This is a genomic window from Paractinoplanes hotanensis (assembly GCF_023717965.1).
GTDB classification, from domain to species: domain Bacteria; phylum Actinomycetota; class Actinomycetes; order Mycobacteriales; family Micromonosporaceae; genus Actinoplanes; species Actinoplanes polyasparticus.
The window spans coordinates 13,941-28,225 of record NZ_JAMQOL010000053.1; the positions used below are offsets into that span (position 1 = coordinate 13,941).

Consider the following 14,285-nt stretch of genomic DNA (forward strand, 5'->3'; position numbering starts at 1 on the left):
CGCGCCGGTTCGTTTTGGCCGTAGGTCGTTCCCGGCCCCAGGCGGCAAGTACGGCATGATGCCATGACATGAGCACGCAACCGCCCGAGGACATCGACCGCCCCGACAAGCCGAGCGCGCCGGCGACGTCGGACGGATTCGTGCGCGGCCTGTCCGAGGCCATCGGGGGGCCGCTCGGTTCACACGCGGTGCGGCCCGAGGCCCGGCGTGGGCGCTTCTGGACGGCGCCGCGGATCATCCTGGCGCTGATCTGCATGACGCTCGCGTTCTCGTGGGTGCAGAAGTCGCCGTGCCAGAGCGGCGACTGGCAGCAGAACGTCCAATACACGCGGTTCTGCTACACCGACGTGCTCGCGTTGTACTACGCCGAGCACCTCAACGAGGGCGCCGTGCCGTACAAGGACTGGCCGGTGGAGTACCCCGTCGTGACGGGCTACTTCATGGGCGCCCTGGGGCTGCCGGTCCACGCGTACGGCGAGACGCACCCCGAGATCAACCAGGGCACCTGGTTCTACAACATCAACGCGATCGTGCTCTCGGCGCTGGCGGTGGCCACGGCCGCCGTGATCCTGGCGTTGCGCAGACGCCGGCCGTGGGACGCCGCGATCTTCGCGGTGTCGCCCATCATCTTCTTCACCGCGACGGTCAACTGGGACTTCCTGGCGATCGGGCTGGCCGCGGCCGGGCTCTATCTGTGGGCGAAGAAGCATCCGGCCTGGGCCGGTGTCTTCCTGGGGCTCGGCGGAGCGGCCAAACTGTGGCCGCTGTTCATTCTCGGGCCGCTGCTGGTGCTCGCGTTGCGGTCGAAAGCCATGCGCTCCTGGGGCGCGGCCATGGCCACGGCGGTGGTGAGCTGGGCGGTGGTCAACTTCCCGGTCTTCTTCTGGTACCACGAGAGCTGGCTGCGCTTCTTCCGCCTCAACAGTGAGCGGCCGATCGACTGGGGCACGCTCTGGTACGTGGGGCGCTACCTCGACGGCAAGTGGAACTCGGGCGCGGCGGGGGATCAGGGCCCCTTCCAATGGCTGAGCGATCACGTGCCGACGCTCAACCTGGTCTCGTACGCGCTGTTCGGCCTCGCCTGCGCCGCGATCGGCCTGCTGGCCTGGCTGGCGCCTCGGCGTCCCCGGGTGGCCCAGCTGGCGTTCCTGGTCGTGGCGGCCTTCCTGATCACCAGCAAGGTGTGGTCGCAGCAGTACGTGCTCTGGCTGCTGCCGCTGATCGTGCTGGCGCGGCCGCGCTGGGGCGCGATCATCGCCTGGACGGTGGCCGAGTTCGGCTACTTCACCGCGTTCTACGCCGAGCTGATGGGCGCCGGCGGCAAGCCGGTGATCCCCGAGGGCACGTTCGTGCTGGCCTCGACCCTGCGGCTGGTGACGGTGGCGATCCTGTGCGGCCTGGTTGTGCGTGAGATCTGGAAGCCCGAACTCGACGCCGTGCGCCAGACCTACGACGACGACCCTGACGGCGGCCCGCTGAACGGTCCGGACGCACCGTGGATCAGCCGCCTGCGGCGGACCTTCCGCGTCGACCGCTCCCCCGCCGCGCCGGCGTCGCTCGACCCGCCACCGCCAGCCGAGCAGACCGTCGTCAAGGTCTGATCCGTCCCGAGCCTTAGGCCCGGCTGCCCCGCTGGAGGCGGCCGGGCCTCTTCGCGACCTTGCCTGAGCGAAGGCGCTCTTCGCGACCTTGCCTCAGCGGAGGTGGAAGACCACCGCGTCGTCGAGGTCTTCGCGGCGGATGCCCAGAGCGTCCACCGGGATGTCGCCGGCGCGTTCCCACGGCGTGCCTGCCACCTCGCTGCGGAGCAGGAGGACCCGGTCGATGTTGAGCGAGCGCAGATACTCGATGCTCGCGGCGTCGGGGAACGACTGGACCCGGGCCCGCATCTCGGCCTGACGAGCCGCGTCGAAACCGCCGGCGCCGTTGACCATGGGCTGGAACCGGGTGGTCGACCACAGCATGATCGTCTGGTCGGTGAGGGCGGTCGTGGGCAGCACGAGCATCGGGCCGCTGACCGTGCGCATGGCGGTGGGCTGCACCGGGGCCAGCGGGTGCGCGGTGGCGTTCCAGCCCTCGGCCAGCACCAGCATCAGTGGCACGAAGGTGGCCAGCCGCAGCCAGGGGCCGGGCCAGGGTGGGATGCGCTGTTCGGACAGGTGCTCGGCGCGGCGCACGAATTCGGCCACCGCGCCCGCGGCGAGGACGGCCAGCAGCAGCGTGGCCCAGACCATGAACCGGCCGGGGATGCGCAGACCCAACGAACCGGGCAGGTGGCCGAAGAGCGGCAGGTAGGTGTAGCGGCCCTCGTAGAAGTTCGTGCCCAGGGTCAGGACGATCGTGACAGCCAGGCCGGCGAGCAGCAGCAGGCGCTGGCGCAGGGTCCAGATCGAGAAAGCCAGGCCGGCCAGCGCGAGGGCGTAGAGCACGAACCCCGGCAGCAGCCCCATCTCGGACGGCCAGCCGAGTGAGGAGCGCGGGACCTCGTGCGGGGCACCCCAGATGCGGGACTCGGCCGGCCCGATCAGCAGGCTGCGCAGGGGCGGTGAGAAGAAGGCGATCTCGGTGCCGGCTGGTCCGGTGTCGGGCGCCCGGAAGTACGGAATGGCGAGCAGCAGGCTGAAGCAGGCCAGGAACAGCGAGCCGGCCAGATCGATGAGCATCAGGCGCGAGCCCAGGATCGGGCGTTCGGCCGGGCGGCGCAGGAAACGGATCGGGGTGCCGAGCAGGAGCACGACCAGGATGAGGCCGAGCACGCCGAGGAACGGGACACCGAGCGAGAAACCGAGACTGACCTGCCAGGCCGCCACGATCCAGCCGGCCGCGGCCCAGCCGGCGCGGCGGCGGTCGGGCCGCAGGCCGCGGCGCAGCGACCAGCCGTGCCCGCGGGCCAGCATCGCCAGCGCGAGCGGAATGCCGCCGGCCGAGATGATGTCGAGGTGGCCCTCCTGGGCGAGGCGCCAGGGGGCGAACGCGAAGGCGACGGCGGCCACGGCGGCGCCGGTGCGCCCGGCGCCGAGCTGGCGGACCAGGGCGTAGCCGCCGATCACGAGCAGGGCGTGGGCCAGGACGAAGAGGATGTTGTAGCGCAGGACGGCGGCCGCCGGGCCCTCGCCGACCATGCCGAACGGCGCGTAGCCGAGGAGGCTGTTGCCGAAGGCGAAGTTGTCGGTCAGCGGAAAGAAAGCGTTGGACTGCCAGAGGCGGGCCGGGTCGGTCAGCAGGATGTGGCCGATCCACGCGACCTGCCAGGCCTGGCGGGACGGGTCCCAGATGTCTTGCGGGAGTGTGTGCAGCGGGTAGCGCAGGGTGGGCCAGGTGAGCGCGACAGCCAGCAGCACGCCGGCGTAGACGACCAGCGCGTACTCGTGGATCAGCGAGCGGGCGAACCGGCGGGTGCCGCGCCGGAACCACCCCGGTGGCCGGTCGGTGGTGGCGGCGAACGCCCGGAACGGATCGGGCGGGGTGCCGGGGGGTCGCTCGTTCGGGAACGGCTCGGGTCGCTTGGCGATCTCTTGTGGACCCTCGGCGACCTTCGGCAGGTCGGTCTTGGTGGGGCTCGAGGCCGCGGCTGCATCGTTCTTGCCCGGCGCCGGTGCCTTGTCCGGGGCTGGCGCTTTACCCGGGGCTGCTGCCTTCTCCGAGGGTGTTTTGTCCGGGGCTGGCGCTTTGCCCGAGGCCGGTGCCTTGTTCGAGGCTGGTGCTTTGTCCACGGTCGCGCCGGGAGTGTTCCGCGGCGGCTCGGACGGACGGTGCCTGAGGTCGCCCGGTTTGCTCTCCTGGGCGGGTGGGCCGCCCTGAGCCGGGATCGTGGGCGGCGCGGCGGCCGTGGCCGTGGAAGCCGGCTTGGACCGCCTGCGCAGCCAACCGCGCCGCCGCCGCTCGGCCTTGTCGACGAAGGTCGGCGCGGCGTCCGTCGCTCGACTGCTGGTGACCGGGCTGTGAGTGCTCGCGGCAGGGCCGGCAGCGGGGGGCGTGTCGTTTGTGGAGGCATGGCCGGGGGTGGCCGGCCGTAGCGGCTCGGCGGGAGATTGAGCCGGCGGGGCGGGGGCCTGCCTCGGATGCTCGCTGCTCATGACCCTCTCCCCGTGCGGCGTCTCACCGGCCTGTCCGCTCCCGCAGGAGCGTGATGTCGGCCGTCTGTCCCTCGGCGCCGCCCGGCGTCTCGACGACGGCCGGCGCACCGGCGGCCCGGATCGCGGCCACGATGAGTTCGGGGTCGATCTTGCCATTGCCGAGGTTGTCGTGCCTGTCCTGGCCGGAGTCGAAACCGCCCTTGGAATCGTTGGCGTGGATCAGGTCGATGCGGCCGGTGATCGCCTTGACCCGGTCGACCACGCCGACCAGGTCTTCACCGCCGGCGAAGGCATGGCACGTGTCCAGGCAGAAGCCGGCGCCGAAGGAGCCCACCGCCTCCCACAGCCGGGCCAGGTCGTCGAACCGGCGGGCGCACGCGTTGTCACCGCCGGCCGTGTTCTCGATCAGGATCGGCAGCGGCAGACCGCCGTCGGACTCCGCGTACTCGAAGGCCTTGCGCCAGTTGTCGAAACCGGCGGCGATGTCGGCGCCCTGACCCACATGGCCGCCGTGCACGATCAGGCCCTTGGCCCCCAGCTCGGCCGCGGCCTTGGCGTGCGCCATGAGCAGCTTGCGACTGGGGATGCGGATGCGGTTGTTGGGTGAGGCGACGTTGACGATGTAGGGCGCATGGACGTAGACGTCCACCTCGGACTCGCGCAACGCGGCAGCGTCTTCCCGCGGTTTGGGGGTTTTGTAGCCCTGCGGGTCGGTGAGGAAGAACTGCACCGCCTCGGCCCCGCGGGCGGCGGCCTCTTCCAGCGGGGAAGCGGGATCGACATGGGCTCCGATGCGCATGGGACGAGACTACGACGCGGGTCCGACAGTTTGCTCCGCGCGTCACCGCCCCTCGGCAGGTCTCGTTAGCTCCATTGATCACATTTGACCGATACCGGCCCGCGGGCCGGGGCGACGTGGGAGATGGTGCATGTCTCGGCAGGTCCGACAGCGGGTGACGGCGATCGTGCTGGGGGGTCTGATCTTCGGCGTGCCCATGCTGGCGATCGGTTCGGCGCGCGCGGATCCGATTCCCGAGGGCGTCCGCGCGGTCACCTTCTCGGGCGGCGGGATGTTCAGCGTCCCGTGCAGTTCACGGCCGAGCATCGAGTCCATGACGGTGCCGGCGCAGAGCACGATCCGGGTGGTGAATCAGACCGGCTACGCCGCACAGTTGCTGCTCGGCGGGGACACCAAGGGCACCGTCCCGGACGAGTCCTCGACCGACGTGATCTTCCGGCGGGGCACCACGTCGGTGATGCTCAAGCCGAACTGTGCGATCGGCGACGACACCACGCCCGTCATGATCACGGCCTCGCCGTCCGCCTCGGCGGCGACACCGGCCGATCCGGACCCGGCGGCTCCCTCGTCGGCCGATGCGACGCCGATGTCCCTGGCGCCTTCCGACGACGATCGTTCCCCGGCGGGGTCGTCGGCTGCGGACGCCGCCTCGCCGGTCCAGCGGCCATCCCGGGCAAGGCCCGCCACCACGCGCCCGGACACGTCGCCGGCTCGGCGCACCCACGTCACGTCCCAGGCGGCGACCAGTGCGGCCCAGTCGATGCCCCACGGCGGGGCGGCGGTACGACCCAAGGCCAGGACCAAGACCCTTCCCGGTACGGCGGGGAGCGCCGCGCCCGCCTTCGCCGGCATGCCGCCCGGCGACACCCGGAGGCTGCTTCCCGGCGTACCGGACCTCGGTGTCGACCCGGTGACCGTCGGGGCCGAACCGGCCCCACCCGCCCCGGCCCCCGTGACGATCGCCGCGGCCGAGCCCGTGGCGGCGCTGGAACCGATGCGCGAGGGCAACCCGCTGGGCCTGCTGGCCCTGACCGCCGCTGTATGTGTGGTGGGAGTAACAGTTGCCGCTATTCGGGCATTCGTGTCGCAACGTGCAAATCGGGCAGAGATCGCATAGTCTTCTGCTACAAGCTCCGCGGGGCGGCCGCGTCCAACCTCATCGGTGTGGTCGTTCCTCCCCAGGTCCCACCCAGCGAATGCGGATCGGGCGCCCCGCGGCTCCACCAGGAAGGACCCCGCCCCACCCGGGCGGGGTCCTTCTTTTTGGCCGTGCGGTGGTGGTGGGTATGCTTGCTCGGTTCGCAGAGTGACTGCCGTGGGCCAAGCCCCACGGTTTTCGTTTGCGAGCGACACAAGACCTCCTGCCACGGAGAGACCGTGGCCGCTCAGCCCACAGGAGGTGAGAACGTCTTGCGTCATTACGAACTCATGGTGATCCTCGACCCTTCGCTCGAGGAACGCACCGTTGCCCCGTCGCTCGATCAGTACCTGAACGTCATCAGGACCGCGGGTGGCTCGGTGGAGAAGCTCGACGTCTGGGGCCGTCGCCGGCTCTCGTTCGAGATCAACAAAAAGGCCGAAGGCATCTACGCGGTCGTCGACCTGCAGGCGACGCCCGAGGCCGTGGCCGAGCTGGACCGTCAGCTGCGGCTGAACGAGTCCATCCTGCGTACCAAGGTCATCCGGCCCGAGACCCGCTGAGTTGCTGAGGCGGCTTCGCCGCACTGCAAGGGTTAAATCCGCGGAGCCTCGTTTTTGTCAGGGGGTTCTGACAACCTCCTACGAACGAGCGAAGCGGCGAGGAGAAGATCATGGCAGGAGAAACCACCATCACGGTCGTCGGGAACTTGACCGACGACCCTGAGCTGCGCTTCACCCCGTCGGGTGCGGCAGTGGCCAAGTTCCGCATCGCTTCGACGCCGCGGACCTTGGACCGGCAGTCGGGCGAGTGGAAAGACGGCGAGCCACTCTTCCTTGCGTGCAACATCTGGCGTGACGCCGCCGAGCACGTCGCCGAGTCGCTGCAACGCGGCTCACGGGTGATCGTGCAGGGCCGGCTGCGCCAGCGGTCTTACGAGACGCGCGAGGGCGAGAAGCGCACCGTCTACGAGCTCGAGGTCGACGAGATCGGCCCGTCGCTGCGGTACGCCACGGCGAAGGTGCAGCGGATGAACCGCTCCGGCGGTGGCTCCGGTGGTTCCGGCGGCGGATTCGGCGCCTCCGGTGGCGGCAACCGTCCAGCCGGCGGTGGCGGCGGAGGAAGCAACAGCAACTTCGACGACCCGTGGGCGACGGCGGCTCCGGCCTCCTCCGGCTCCGGCTCCGGCGGCAACCGTGCCTCCGGTGGCGGCGGCGGCAACTCCTCGTTCGACGACGAGCCTCCCTTCTAGCCCGCTGGGTCTACCCGACCCGAGGGCTCACTGAGTTCAGGAGTAAGAGCAATGGCTAAGGCTGCGGCGCTTCGCAAGCCGAAGAAGAAGGTGAACCCGCTCGACAAGGACGGGATCACCTACATCGACTACAAGGACACCGCTCTGCTGCGGAAGTTCATCTCCGACCGGGGCAAGATCCGTGCCCGCCGCGTCACCGGGGTGACCTCGCAGCAGCAGCGGCAGATCGCCCGCGCGGTCAAGAACGCCCGTGAGATGGCGCTTCTGCCGTACACGGCGACGGCGCGCTGAGGAGGGTCACGAATATGAAGATCATCCTCACCCAGGAGGTGTCGGGCCTCGGCACCCCCGGCGACGTCGTCGAGGTCAAGAACGGCTACGGCCGTAACTACCTGCTGCCCCAGGGTTTCGCGATCCAGTGGACCAAGGGCGCCGAGAAGCAGGTCGCGGTCATCAAGCGGGCGCGTGACGCTCGCGAGATCCGCGACCTGGGCCAGGCCAACGAGGTCAAGGCCCAGCTCTCCGGCCTCAAGGTGACGCTGACGGCCCGCTCCGGCAACGGTGGCCGGCTGTTCGGCTCGATCACCCCGGCCGAGATCGTCGACGCGGTCAAGACCGCCGGCGGTCCGTCCCTCGACCGGCGCCGCCTCGAGCTGCCCGGCCACATCAAGACCACGGGCGCCTACAACGTCCAGGTCAAGCTCCACCCCGAGGTCACCGCGACGTTCCCCGTGAACGTCGTCGCCTCCAAGTAAGACCGCTTCGCGCGAACGAAAGGCGCGCCGGGATCCCCACGGATCTCGGCGCGCTTTTGCTGTTCCGACGCGCGTGGGTCTCAGCGGTGGATCGGTCGCCCGGGTAGTCCAGGGACAAGCGCCGGGGGTGCCGGGCGATTCCTCTGGATCCGACCGCGGGCGGTTGGCCCTCCGAGGCTGATGCGGTTTGTTCGGGCGGCGGCGCGGTTCAGTGGGGCTGCCGGCGTGGGCGGTCAGCTGAGGCTGTTGCCGGTGATGGCCGAGGTCAGGACGGTGGCCAGGCCGCCGCCGACCACAGCCGCGGCCAGGCCGACGCTGACCGCCTTCCACGAGTGGCTCACGAAGCGCAGGCCGACCGCGACGAGCACGCTGAGCACCAGCGAGATCAGGAACTGCGGGGCGGCCTTGGCCAGCGTGCCGAGGGCATGCCCCTGAGCGCCGGTGCCTACCACCAGCATGTACGCGACGAACAGGACGACCGGGACGCCATACCAGATGACGGTGTAGCCGACCGCGGCGAGCGGACTGCCGGACTCCTGTTCATCCTCCTCGTCGTCCGGATTGAGCAGGTCGCTCTTCCGGCCCGTCGGATAGCCATTGGTGACCGGGCGACGTTCGTACGCCCCGGAAGGACCGTTCCAGCTCGCGGCGGCGCGCTGCGGAGCTGCGGCCGCCTCGCGCCCGACCGGCGAGATCAGCGAGGTCGACGTGGTGGATAAGTTTGATCGTCCCGAGACCGCGGCTGAGCCGCCGGACCGAAAGGGCACGTAATCCGAGGTGCCGTAGCGGCGGGATTCGCCGTCGGCCAGGTCGCTCTGATCGGACAGGTCGCGCCGCCAGTTGCCCCCACCGCCCTCGCGGTAGGTCGCGCTGCCACGGGCTCGCTCGCGGCGCTCCTCGAGTTGCCACTGGCTCGGTTCGGAACGTGCGCCGGTGCTGGTCGGATCGTCCAGTGACCAGGGTGGGGCTTCGGCCGGGCGCCCGCCGGTCTGCCATGCCTCGGGGCTCAACGGCTCGGCGGCGTACGCACCGGGTTCCACCGCGCCACGCCGACCGGTCGGCACGTCATCGTCGGCGCGCCGGCGACCGGTACGCTCCGGCTCCTCGCGCGGGATGTACTGCGGCACACCGCTCGCCGGGGCGGTGGCGGAACCGGGAGGCAGGGCCGGCGCACCCGAATAGCCGCGCGGCGAGCTGACCGGGACGGAACCGGAATAACCGAGCGGACCGCCGGGAACACCGCCGGCCGGCGTGTTGCCCGATCCGCCGTAGCCCGGGGCACTGCGCGGAGCGCTGGGAAGGGCGGGCTGGCCGCGGTAAGGAGCGGTGCCGCCGCCACCGTAGGCCGAACCGCTGCGCGGGGCGTTGCCCGGTTCGTCCTGATAGGACCGCCGGGAAAGCGACGTCGTCGGCGTGCTGCCGTAGTCGTCGTATCGGTCGCGGCTGGGGGCGGTGCTGCCGTAGCCGCGGGGTTCGTCGTACGGGTCGCGGACGGGGACGGCGCTGGTGGGGGCGCTGCCGTAGCCGCGGGGTTCGCGATCGGGAGCCGGGCCGCCGTAGCTGCGGGGTTCGTCGTACGGGTCGCGGGCGGGGACGGCGCTGGTGGGGGCGCTGCCGTAGCCGCGGGGTTCGTCGTACGGGTCGCGGGCCGGGATGGAGCTGGTGGGTGCGCTGCCGGTCGCCCGCGGAGTCCCGTACGGGTCGCGGCCGGGGATGGAGCTGGTGGGTGTGCTGCCGTAGGGCTCGCGGTCGGGCGGGGTGCCGTAGTTGCGCGGCTGGTCGTACGGGTCGCGGCTGGGGATGGAGCTGGTGGGTGTGCTGCCGTAGGGCTCGCGGTCGGTCGGGGCGCCGTAGTTGCGCGGCTGCTCGTATGCGTTGCGGCCGGGGGTCGCGCCTCCGTTGGCGCGCGGGGCGTCGTAGGGCTCGGTGCCGTAGCGGCTTGGGCCCGAACCGGCCGGGGCGCTGCCATTGGCGCGCGCGGTGTCGTAGGGCTCACGGCCGGGCGCGGCGCCGTAGCCGCGGGGTTCGCCGTACGGGTCACGGCCGGGAACTGAGCTGGTTGGTGCGGTGCCGTACGGGTCGCGGCCGGGAACTGAGCTGGTTGGTGTGGTGCCGTACGGGTCGCGGCCGGGAGCCGAGCTCGTGGGCGCGGCGCCGTAACCCGGAGGCTGGTCGTACGGGTTCGGGCCGGCCCGGTAGCCGCGCGGCTCGTCGTACGGGTCGCGGGCGGGGCTGGTCGGGGCGGCGCCGTACGGGTCGCGAGCGGGCTCTGCGCTCGTGGGTGCGCCGCTGTAGCCGTACGGGCTGCGGCCTGGGACCGAGCTGGTGGGTGCTGTGCCGTAGCCGGCGGGGTCGGCGTCGCCGTAGCCGCGGGGCTGGTCGTACGGGTCGGCCGGCACTGCGCTGCGGGGTGTCGGACCTGGGGGCAGCGGCGGGGGTGAGTTGCGCCAGCCGGTGGGCGGCTCGGGACGGGCCTCGGGCTCGGCGGCGGCCGGCGGGGGCGGGGGTGGCAGGGCGCGCGGGCCCTCGCCGGCGGCCTCGCGGCGGGCGGCCTCGCGGCGCCACGCCAGGATGCGCGGGTCGTCGTCGGAGCGGCTCCACTGGCCGGTGTCGGGGTCGCGGACCCAGCTGCTGGTGTCGGGCTCGGCCTCCCACGACCCGGTCTGCTCGCGCCAGTCGGAGCCGCCCGCGTTGTACCTGGCGCGGCCCTTGGACGGGCCACCGCGCGGAGCGGAGGTCGGAGCGGCGGACATGGGCGCGGCGCTGCGCGGCGCCGATGAGGGCGGAGCGGACATGGGCACAGCACTGCGCGGGGCCGAGGAGGGCGGCGCGGGCATCGGGACCGCGCTGCGCTGGGCTGACGTGGGCGGCGGCGCGGGCATGGGTACGGCGCTGCGCTGGGCTGACGTGGGCGGCGGCGCGGGCATGGGTACGGCGCTGCGCTGGGCCGATGTGGGCGGCGGCGCGGGCATCGGGACGGCGCTGAACGTGGCGGTCTCGTCCGATTCGGAACGGGACCGTCGCGCGGCGCGTGGTTCCGGCGGGGCGAAGGAACCGGTGTCGCCGCGGCGCGGTGTGTCGGCGTCGTCGGCATAGCGGCGGCTTCGGCGGCCGCGGCTGGTCGGCGGCTCGTCGGTGTAGCGGGGCTGCTCGTCCTCGGGGGCGTAGCGCGAGCGCGGGGTGGCGTCGTAACCGGCTGCGGTGTCATCTCGGCGGGGCTGGCGCGGCGGTGGCTCGTACGGTGTCGCCGGTGGCATCTCGTAGCCGGGAGCATCGCCGTACGGACTCCGGCTGCGGTCAGCCTCTTCCCGGCGGTTGACGTTGCGGGAGCCGAAACCGGTGCCCGTCGTGTTCCAGGACGCCGGCTCGGGCGAGGCGGGAGTATCCCCGTACAGCTGAATGCCGCCCGTGTCGGTGTGGCGGGCCCAGTTGTCGGTGTTCTCACCGTTCTCAGCCTCGGAGCGGCCGCTGGACCAGCCCGTACCACCGGAAGGCGCGTAACCCGGCTCGGGAGCGCGACGCCGCCCCACCGAGGGTGACCCCGCGCCGGCATCGCGTTGCCACGCGGCGGCGCGGTCGTCCTCGCGCACCAGGTGGCGGCCGTCGTCGCGGGCGTCGTCGGAACGCAGCCAGGTGGCGCCGCTGTCGGCGGAACGCTGGTCGGTCAGGTCGGTCCAGGTCGCGGAGCCCTCGATGGCGTCCCGCTGCCAGGACGGACGGGAGTTCCACGACGGCTGCTGGCCCGGCTCGACCAACTGTTGCCAGGAGGGGGAGCTTTCGGCGGGCGTACGGGGGGAAGGCTGTTGCCGGCTCGGCGTGGCCGGCTCGGCGGAAGCCGACCACGACCGGCCCGGCGCCTCGGGCTCGGTCGACGAGTCGGCGAACTGCTGCCAGGCCGGGCGGGTGTCGGTGCCCGAGTCGCCCGACCAGGCGGTGCTGGAGATCGCCGGCTGAGCCATCGGAGTCTCGGTCTCGGCCGGGTAGGAGTTGTTGCCGTCGGTCTGCCAGGCCTCGGTTGTCGACCGCCAGACGTGGGAGCCGGTGGTGGAGCGCCACTCGGTGGTCTGCCGCCAGCGGGCGCCGGCGGCCCGCCACTCGGCCGTCTCGGTGCGCCAGCCGACGCCGTCGGCCGGGAACGTGGTGCGACCGGTGGCGGCGACGTCGGACCAGCGGTTGGCCGGCTCGACGGATTGGTGCGGGTCGGATTCGGCCTGCTGAGCCCACTGGTCGGCCCGGCGCTGCCAGTCGAGAGCCTCGGCGCTGGGCTGCAGGCTGCCGGTGTCGGTGAGGGACGACCATTTCGGCTCAGGATCGGCGAAATCGGGCGAATCCGAGGTACGGGGGGACCACTGATCGGCGGCGCGTCGCTCTCGCGACATGCGGGCGCCGTAGTCCCACTCCCGTTGGTCCACGACAAAAGCGTGCCTTCCGCGCGTCGGAACCGCAACGCCTCCGCGCGACGGCTTGCTCACGCGAGGCACCTTTTCGCACTTGTGCAGGAGTTTTTCTCCCTCCACAGGTGGGGACAGCGAAATGCCTGCTGGCGAAGGCACGACCCCCGTCATCCCCAGGAGTTGTACACAGGCTGTGCACAGGGCTGCCCACAGGCTGGGGCGGGATGTCCACAGGTTGTCCCGAGGCTCGTCCACCGGTCCGCTTGGGCAGGTGGCGGCCGGGTTCGTACAGTGGTGCCGCCGCAGGCGCGGGGCTTGATCAGGAGTTTTTCCTGATCATGGCGGGGATCAGCCGAAAGTGTCACACCCGAGCTGTTTGATCAGGGATGCACGTACGGCTAATGGAGGAGGTCCGGGTGTCGATCACCGACGAGACACGTCCGCCGGCCCAGTCCGGCGGTGGACCGTCGGGTGGCGGGCCGTCCGGCGGCGGGTCATCGGGCGGCGGGCAATCGGGCGGCGGCTCCTCCCGGGGCGGCGCCTTCGACAAGTCCCCTCCGCAAGACGTCGCGGCTGAGCAGGGCGTTCTCGGCGGCATGCTGCTCTCCAAGGACGCCATCGCCGACGTCGTCGAGATCCTCAAGGTGACGGATTTCTACCGTCCGGTGCACGCCTCGATCTACGACGTCATTCTCGATTTGTACGGGCGGGGTGAACCGGCCGACGCGCTGACCGTGGCGGCCGCGCTGGCCGACTCGGGTGATCTGCAACGCATCGGCGGCGTGCCCTACCTCCACACCCTCATCGAGAGCGTGCCCACCGCGGCCAACGCCGCTTACTACGCACGCATCGTCGGTGAGCGGGCCATCCTGCGCCGCCTCGTCGAGGCCGGCACCAAGATCGTCCAGCTCGGCTACGGCGCGAACGGCAACGGCGGGCGTGACGTCGACGACATCGTCGACCTGGCCCAGCAGGCCATCTACGACGTCACCGAGAAACGGGTCAGCGAAGACTTCGCCGCCCTGGGCGACATGCTCCAGCCCACCCTCGACGAGATCGAGGCGGTGGGCGCCTCCGGCGGCGTGATGACCGGCGTGCCGACCGGCTTCTCCGATCTCGACCGGCTGCTCAACGGCCTGCACCCCGGCCAGCTGATCATCGTGGCCGGGCGTCCCGGTCTCGGTAAGTCGACCGTCAGCATGGACTTCGCCCGCAACGCGGCAATCCGAGCCAACTGCGCCAGCGCGATCTTCTCCCTCGAAATGAGCAAGATCGAGATGGTCATGCGTCTGCTGTCGGCCGAGGCCCGGGTGCCCCTGCACGTGCTGCGTTCCGGTCAGCTCACCGACGACGACTGGAGCAAGCTGGCCCGGCGCATGGGCGAGATCAGCGAAGCCCCGATCTTCGTCGACGACACCCCCAACATGAACCTCATGGAGATCCGGGCCAAGGCGCGCCGCCTCAAGCAGCGGCACAACCTCAAGCTCCTGGTGATCGACTATCTCCAGCTGATGTCCTCCCCGAAGAAGACCGAGAGCCGCCAGCAAGAGGTCTCCGAGCTGTCCCGTGGCCTCAAGCTGCTGGCCAAAGAGGTCGAATGCCCGGTGATCGCGGTGTCACAGCTGAACCGTGGTCCCGAGCAGCGCACCGACAAGCGGCCGCAGCTGTCCGACCTGCGTGAATCCGGCTCCATCGAGCAGGACGCCGACGTCGTCATCCTGCTGCACCGTGACGACTACTACGACAAGGAGAGCCCGCGAGCGGGCGAGGCCGACTTCATCATCGCCAAGCACCGAAACGGCCCTACCGACACCGTTACGGTCGCCGCCCAGCTGCACCTGTCCCGCTTCGTCGACATGGCCATCACCTGA

10 protein-coding genes are annotated in these 14,285 nt (G+C 71.3%); 7 read left to right on the forward strand and 3 right to left on the reverse strand.

Annotated elements, in window-relative coordinates; all coding sequences use genetic code 11:
- The first annotated feature begins 68 nt into the window (after nucleotides 1-68).
- Nucleotides 69-1,601 carry a glycosyltransferase family 87 protein gene (locus LXN57_RS35740; protein ID WP_251802648.1) on the forward strand — a complete coding sequence of 511 codons (1,533 nt, stop codon included), beginning with the start codon at nucleotides 69-71 and terminating at the stop codon, nucleotides 1,599-1,601.
- A 93-nt stretch (nucleotides 1,602-1,694) separates the two neighbouring features.
- Here the strand turns inward: LXN57_RS35740 and LXN57_RS35745 are convergent, their stop codons facing one another.
- Both LXN57_RS35745 and LXN57_RS35750 read right to left on the reverse strand, forming a co-directional pair.
- Nucleotides 1,695-4,076 (reverse strand): hypothetical protein, encoded by a 2,382-nt coding sequence (locus LXN57_RS35745; RefSeq protein WP_308206675.1) that lies wholly within the window; start codon nucleotides 4,074-4,076, stop codon nucleotides 1,695-1,697.
- A 22-nt stretch (nucleotides 4,077-4,098) separates the two neighbouring features.
- Complete coding sequence (locus LXN57_RS35750; RefSeq protein ID WP_251802649.1) at nucleotides 4,099-4,875, reverse strand: deoxyribonuclease IV; 777 nt, start codon at nucleotides 4,873-4,875, stop codon at nucleotides 4,099-4,101.
- Between the two features lie 130 nt (nucleotides 4,876-5,005).
- On the opposite strand from LXN57_RS35750, the gene LXN57_RS35755 reads away from it, so the two are divergent.
- From LXN57_RS35755 to rplI, 5 genes are all read left to right on the forward strand, one after another.
- On the forward strand, nucleotides 5,006-5,992 hold the full coding sequence (locus LXN57_RS35755; protein ID WP_251802650.1) for an NADH-quinone oxidoreductase subunit E: 987 nt from the start codon (nucleotides 5,006-5,008) through the stop codon (nucleotides 5,990-5,992).
- A gap of 293 nt (nucleotides 5,993-6,285) precedes the next feature.
- A complete protein-coding gene (rpsF, locus tag LXN57_RS35760; RefSeq protein WP_014448192.1) occupies nucleotides 6,286-6,576 on the forward strand; it encodes a 30S ribosomal protein S6 in 291 nt (96 codons plus the stop codon).
- 110 nt (nucleotides 6,577-6,686) lie between these two features.
- Nucleotides 6,687-7,265: a single-stranded DNA-binding protein gene (locus LXN57_RS35765; protein ID WP_251802651.1), complete on the forward strand. Its 579-nt coding sequence runs from the start codon at nucleotides 6,687-6,689 to the stop codon at nucleotides 7,263-7,265.
- Between the two features lie 51 nt (nucleotides 7,266-7,316).
- Nucleotides 7,317-7,556: a 30S ribosomal protein S18 gene (gene rpsR, locus LXN57_RS35770; protein ID WP_007073789.1), complete on the forward strand. Its 240-nt coding sequence runs from the start codon at nucleotides 7,317-7,319 to the stop codon at nucleotides 7,554-7,556.
- Nucleotides 7,557-7,570: 14 nt separating this feature from the next.
- Nucleotides 7,571-8,020, forward strand: coding sequence for a 50S ribosomal protein L9 (rplI, locus tag LXN57_RS35775; protein ID WP_221380575.1), 450 nt, complete (start codon nucleotides 7,571-7,573; stop codon nucleotides 8,018-8,020).
- A 233-nt stretch (nucleotides 8,021-8,253) separates the two neighbouring features.
- Here the strand turns inward: rplI and LXN57_RS35780 are convergent, their stop codons facing one another.
- On the reverse strand, nucleotides 8,254-12,432 hold the full coding sequence (locus tag LXN57_RS35780) for a hypothetical protein (RefSeq protein ID WP_251802652.1): 4,179 nt from the start codon (nucleotides 12,430-12,432) through the stop codon (nucleotides 8,254-8,256).
- A gap of 398 nt (nucleotides 12,433-12,830) precedes the next feature.
- Here LXN57_RS35780 and dnaB point away from each other — a divergent pair, with 398 nt between their 5' ends.
- Nucleotides 12,831-14,285 (forward strand): replicative DNA helicase, encoded by a 1,455-nt coding sequence (gene dnaB / locus LXN57_RS35785; protein WP_251802653.1) that lies wholly within the window; start codon nucleotides 12,831-12,833, stop codon nucleotides 14,283-14,285.

What these genes read in the sequence shown, in the direction of transcription:
- rplI (WP_221380575.1), top strand. Translation starts at nt 7,571, where the DNA reads ATGAAGATCATCCTCACCCAGGAGGTGTCGGGCCTCGGCACCCCCGGC.
- LXN57_RS35745 (WP_308206675.1), bottom strand. Translation starts at nt 4,076, where the DNA reads ATGAGCAGCGAGCATCCGAGGCAGGCCCCCGCCCCGCCGGCTCAATCT.
- LXN57_RS35765 (WP_251802651.1), top strand. Translation starts at nt 6,687, where the DNA reads ATGGCAGGAGAAACCACCATCACGGTCGTCGGGAACTTGACCGACGAC.
- LXN57_RS35755 (WP_251802650.1), top strand. Translation starts at nt 5,006, where the DNA reads ATGTCTCGGCAGGTCCGACAGCGGGTGACGGCGATCGTGCTGGGGGGT.
- LXN57_RS35740 (WP_251802648.1), top strand. Translation starts at nt 69, where the DNA reads ATGAGCACGCAACCGCCCGAGGACATCGACCGCCCCGACAAGCCGAGC.
- LXN57_RS35750 (WP_251802649.1), bottom strand. Translation starts at nt 4,875, where the DNA reads ATGCGCATCGGAGCCCATGTCGATCCCGCTTCCCCGCTGGAAGAGGCC.
- rpsR (WP_007073789.1), top strand. Translation starts at nt 7,317, where the DNA reads ATGGCTAAGGCTGCGGCGCTTCGCAAGCCGAAGAAGAAGGTGAACCCG.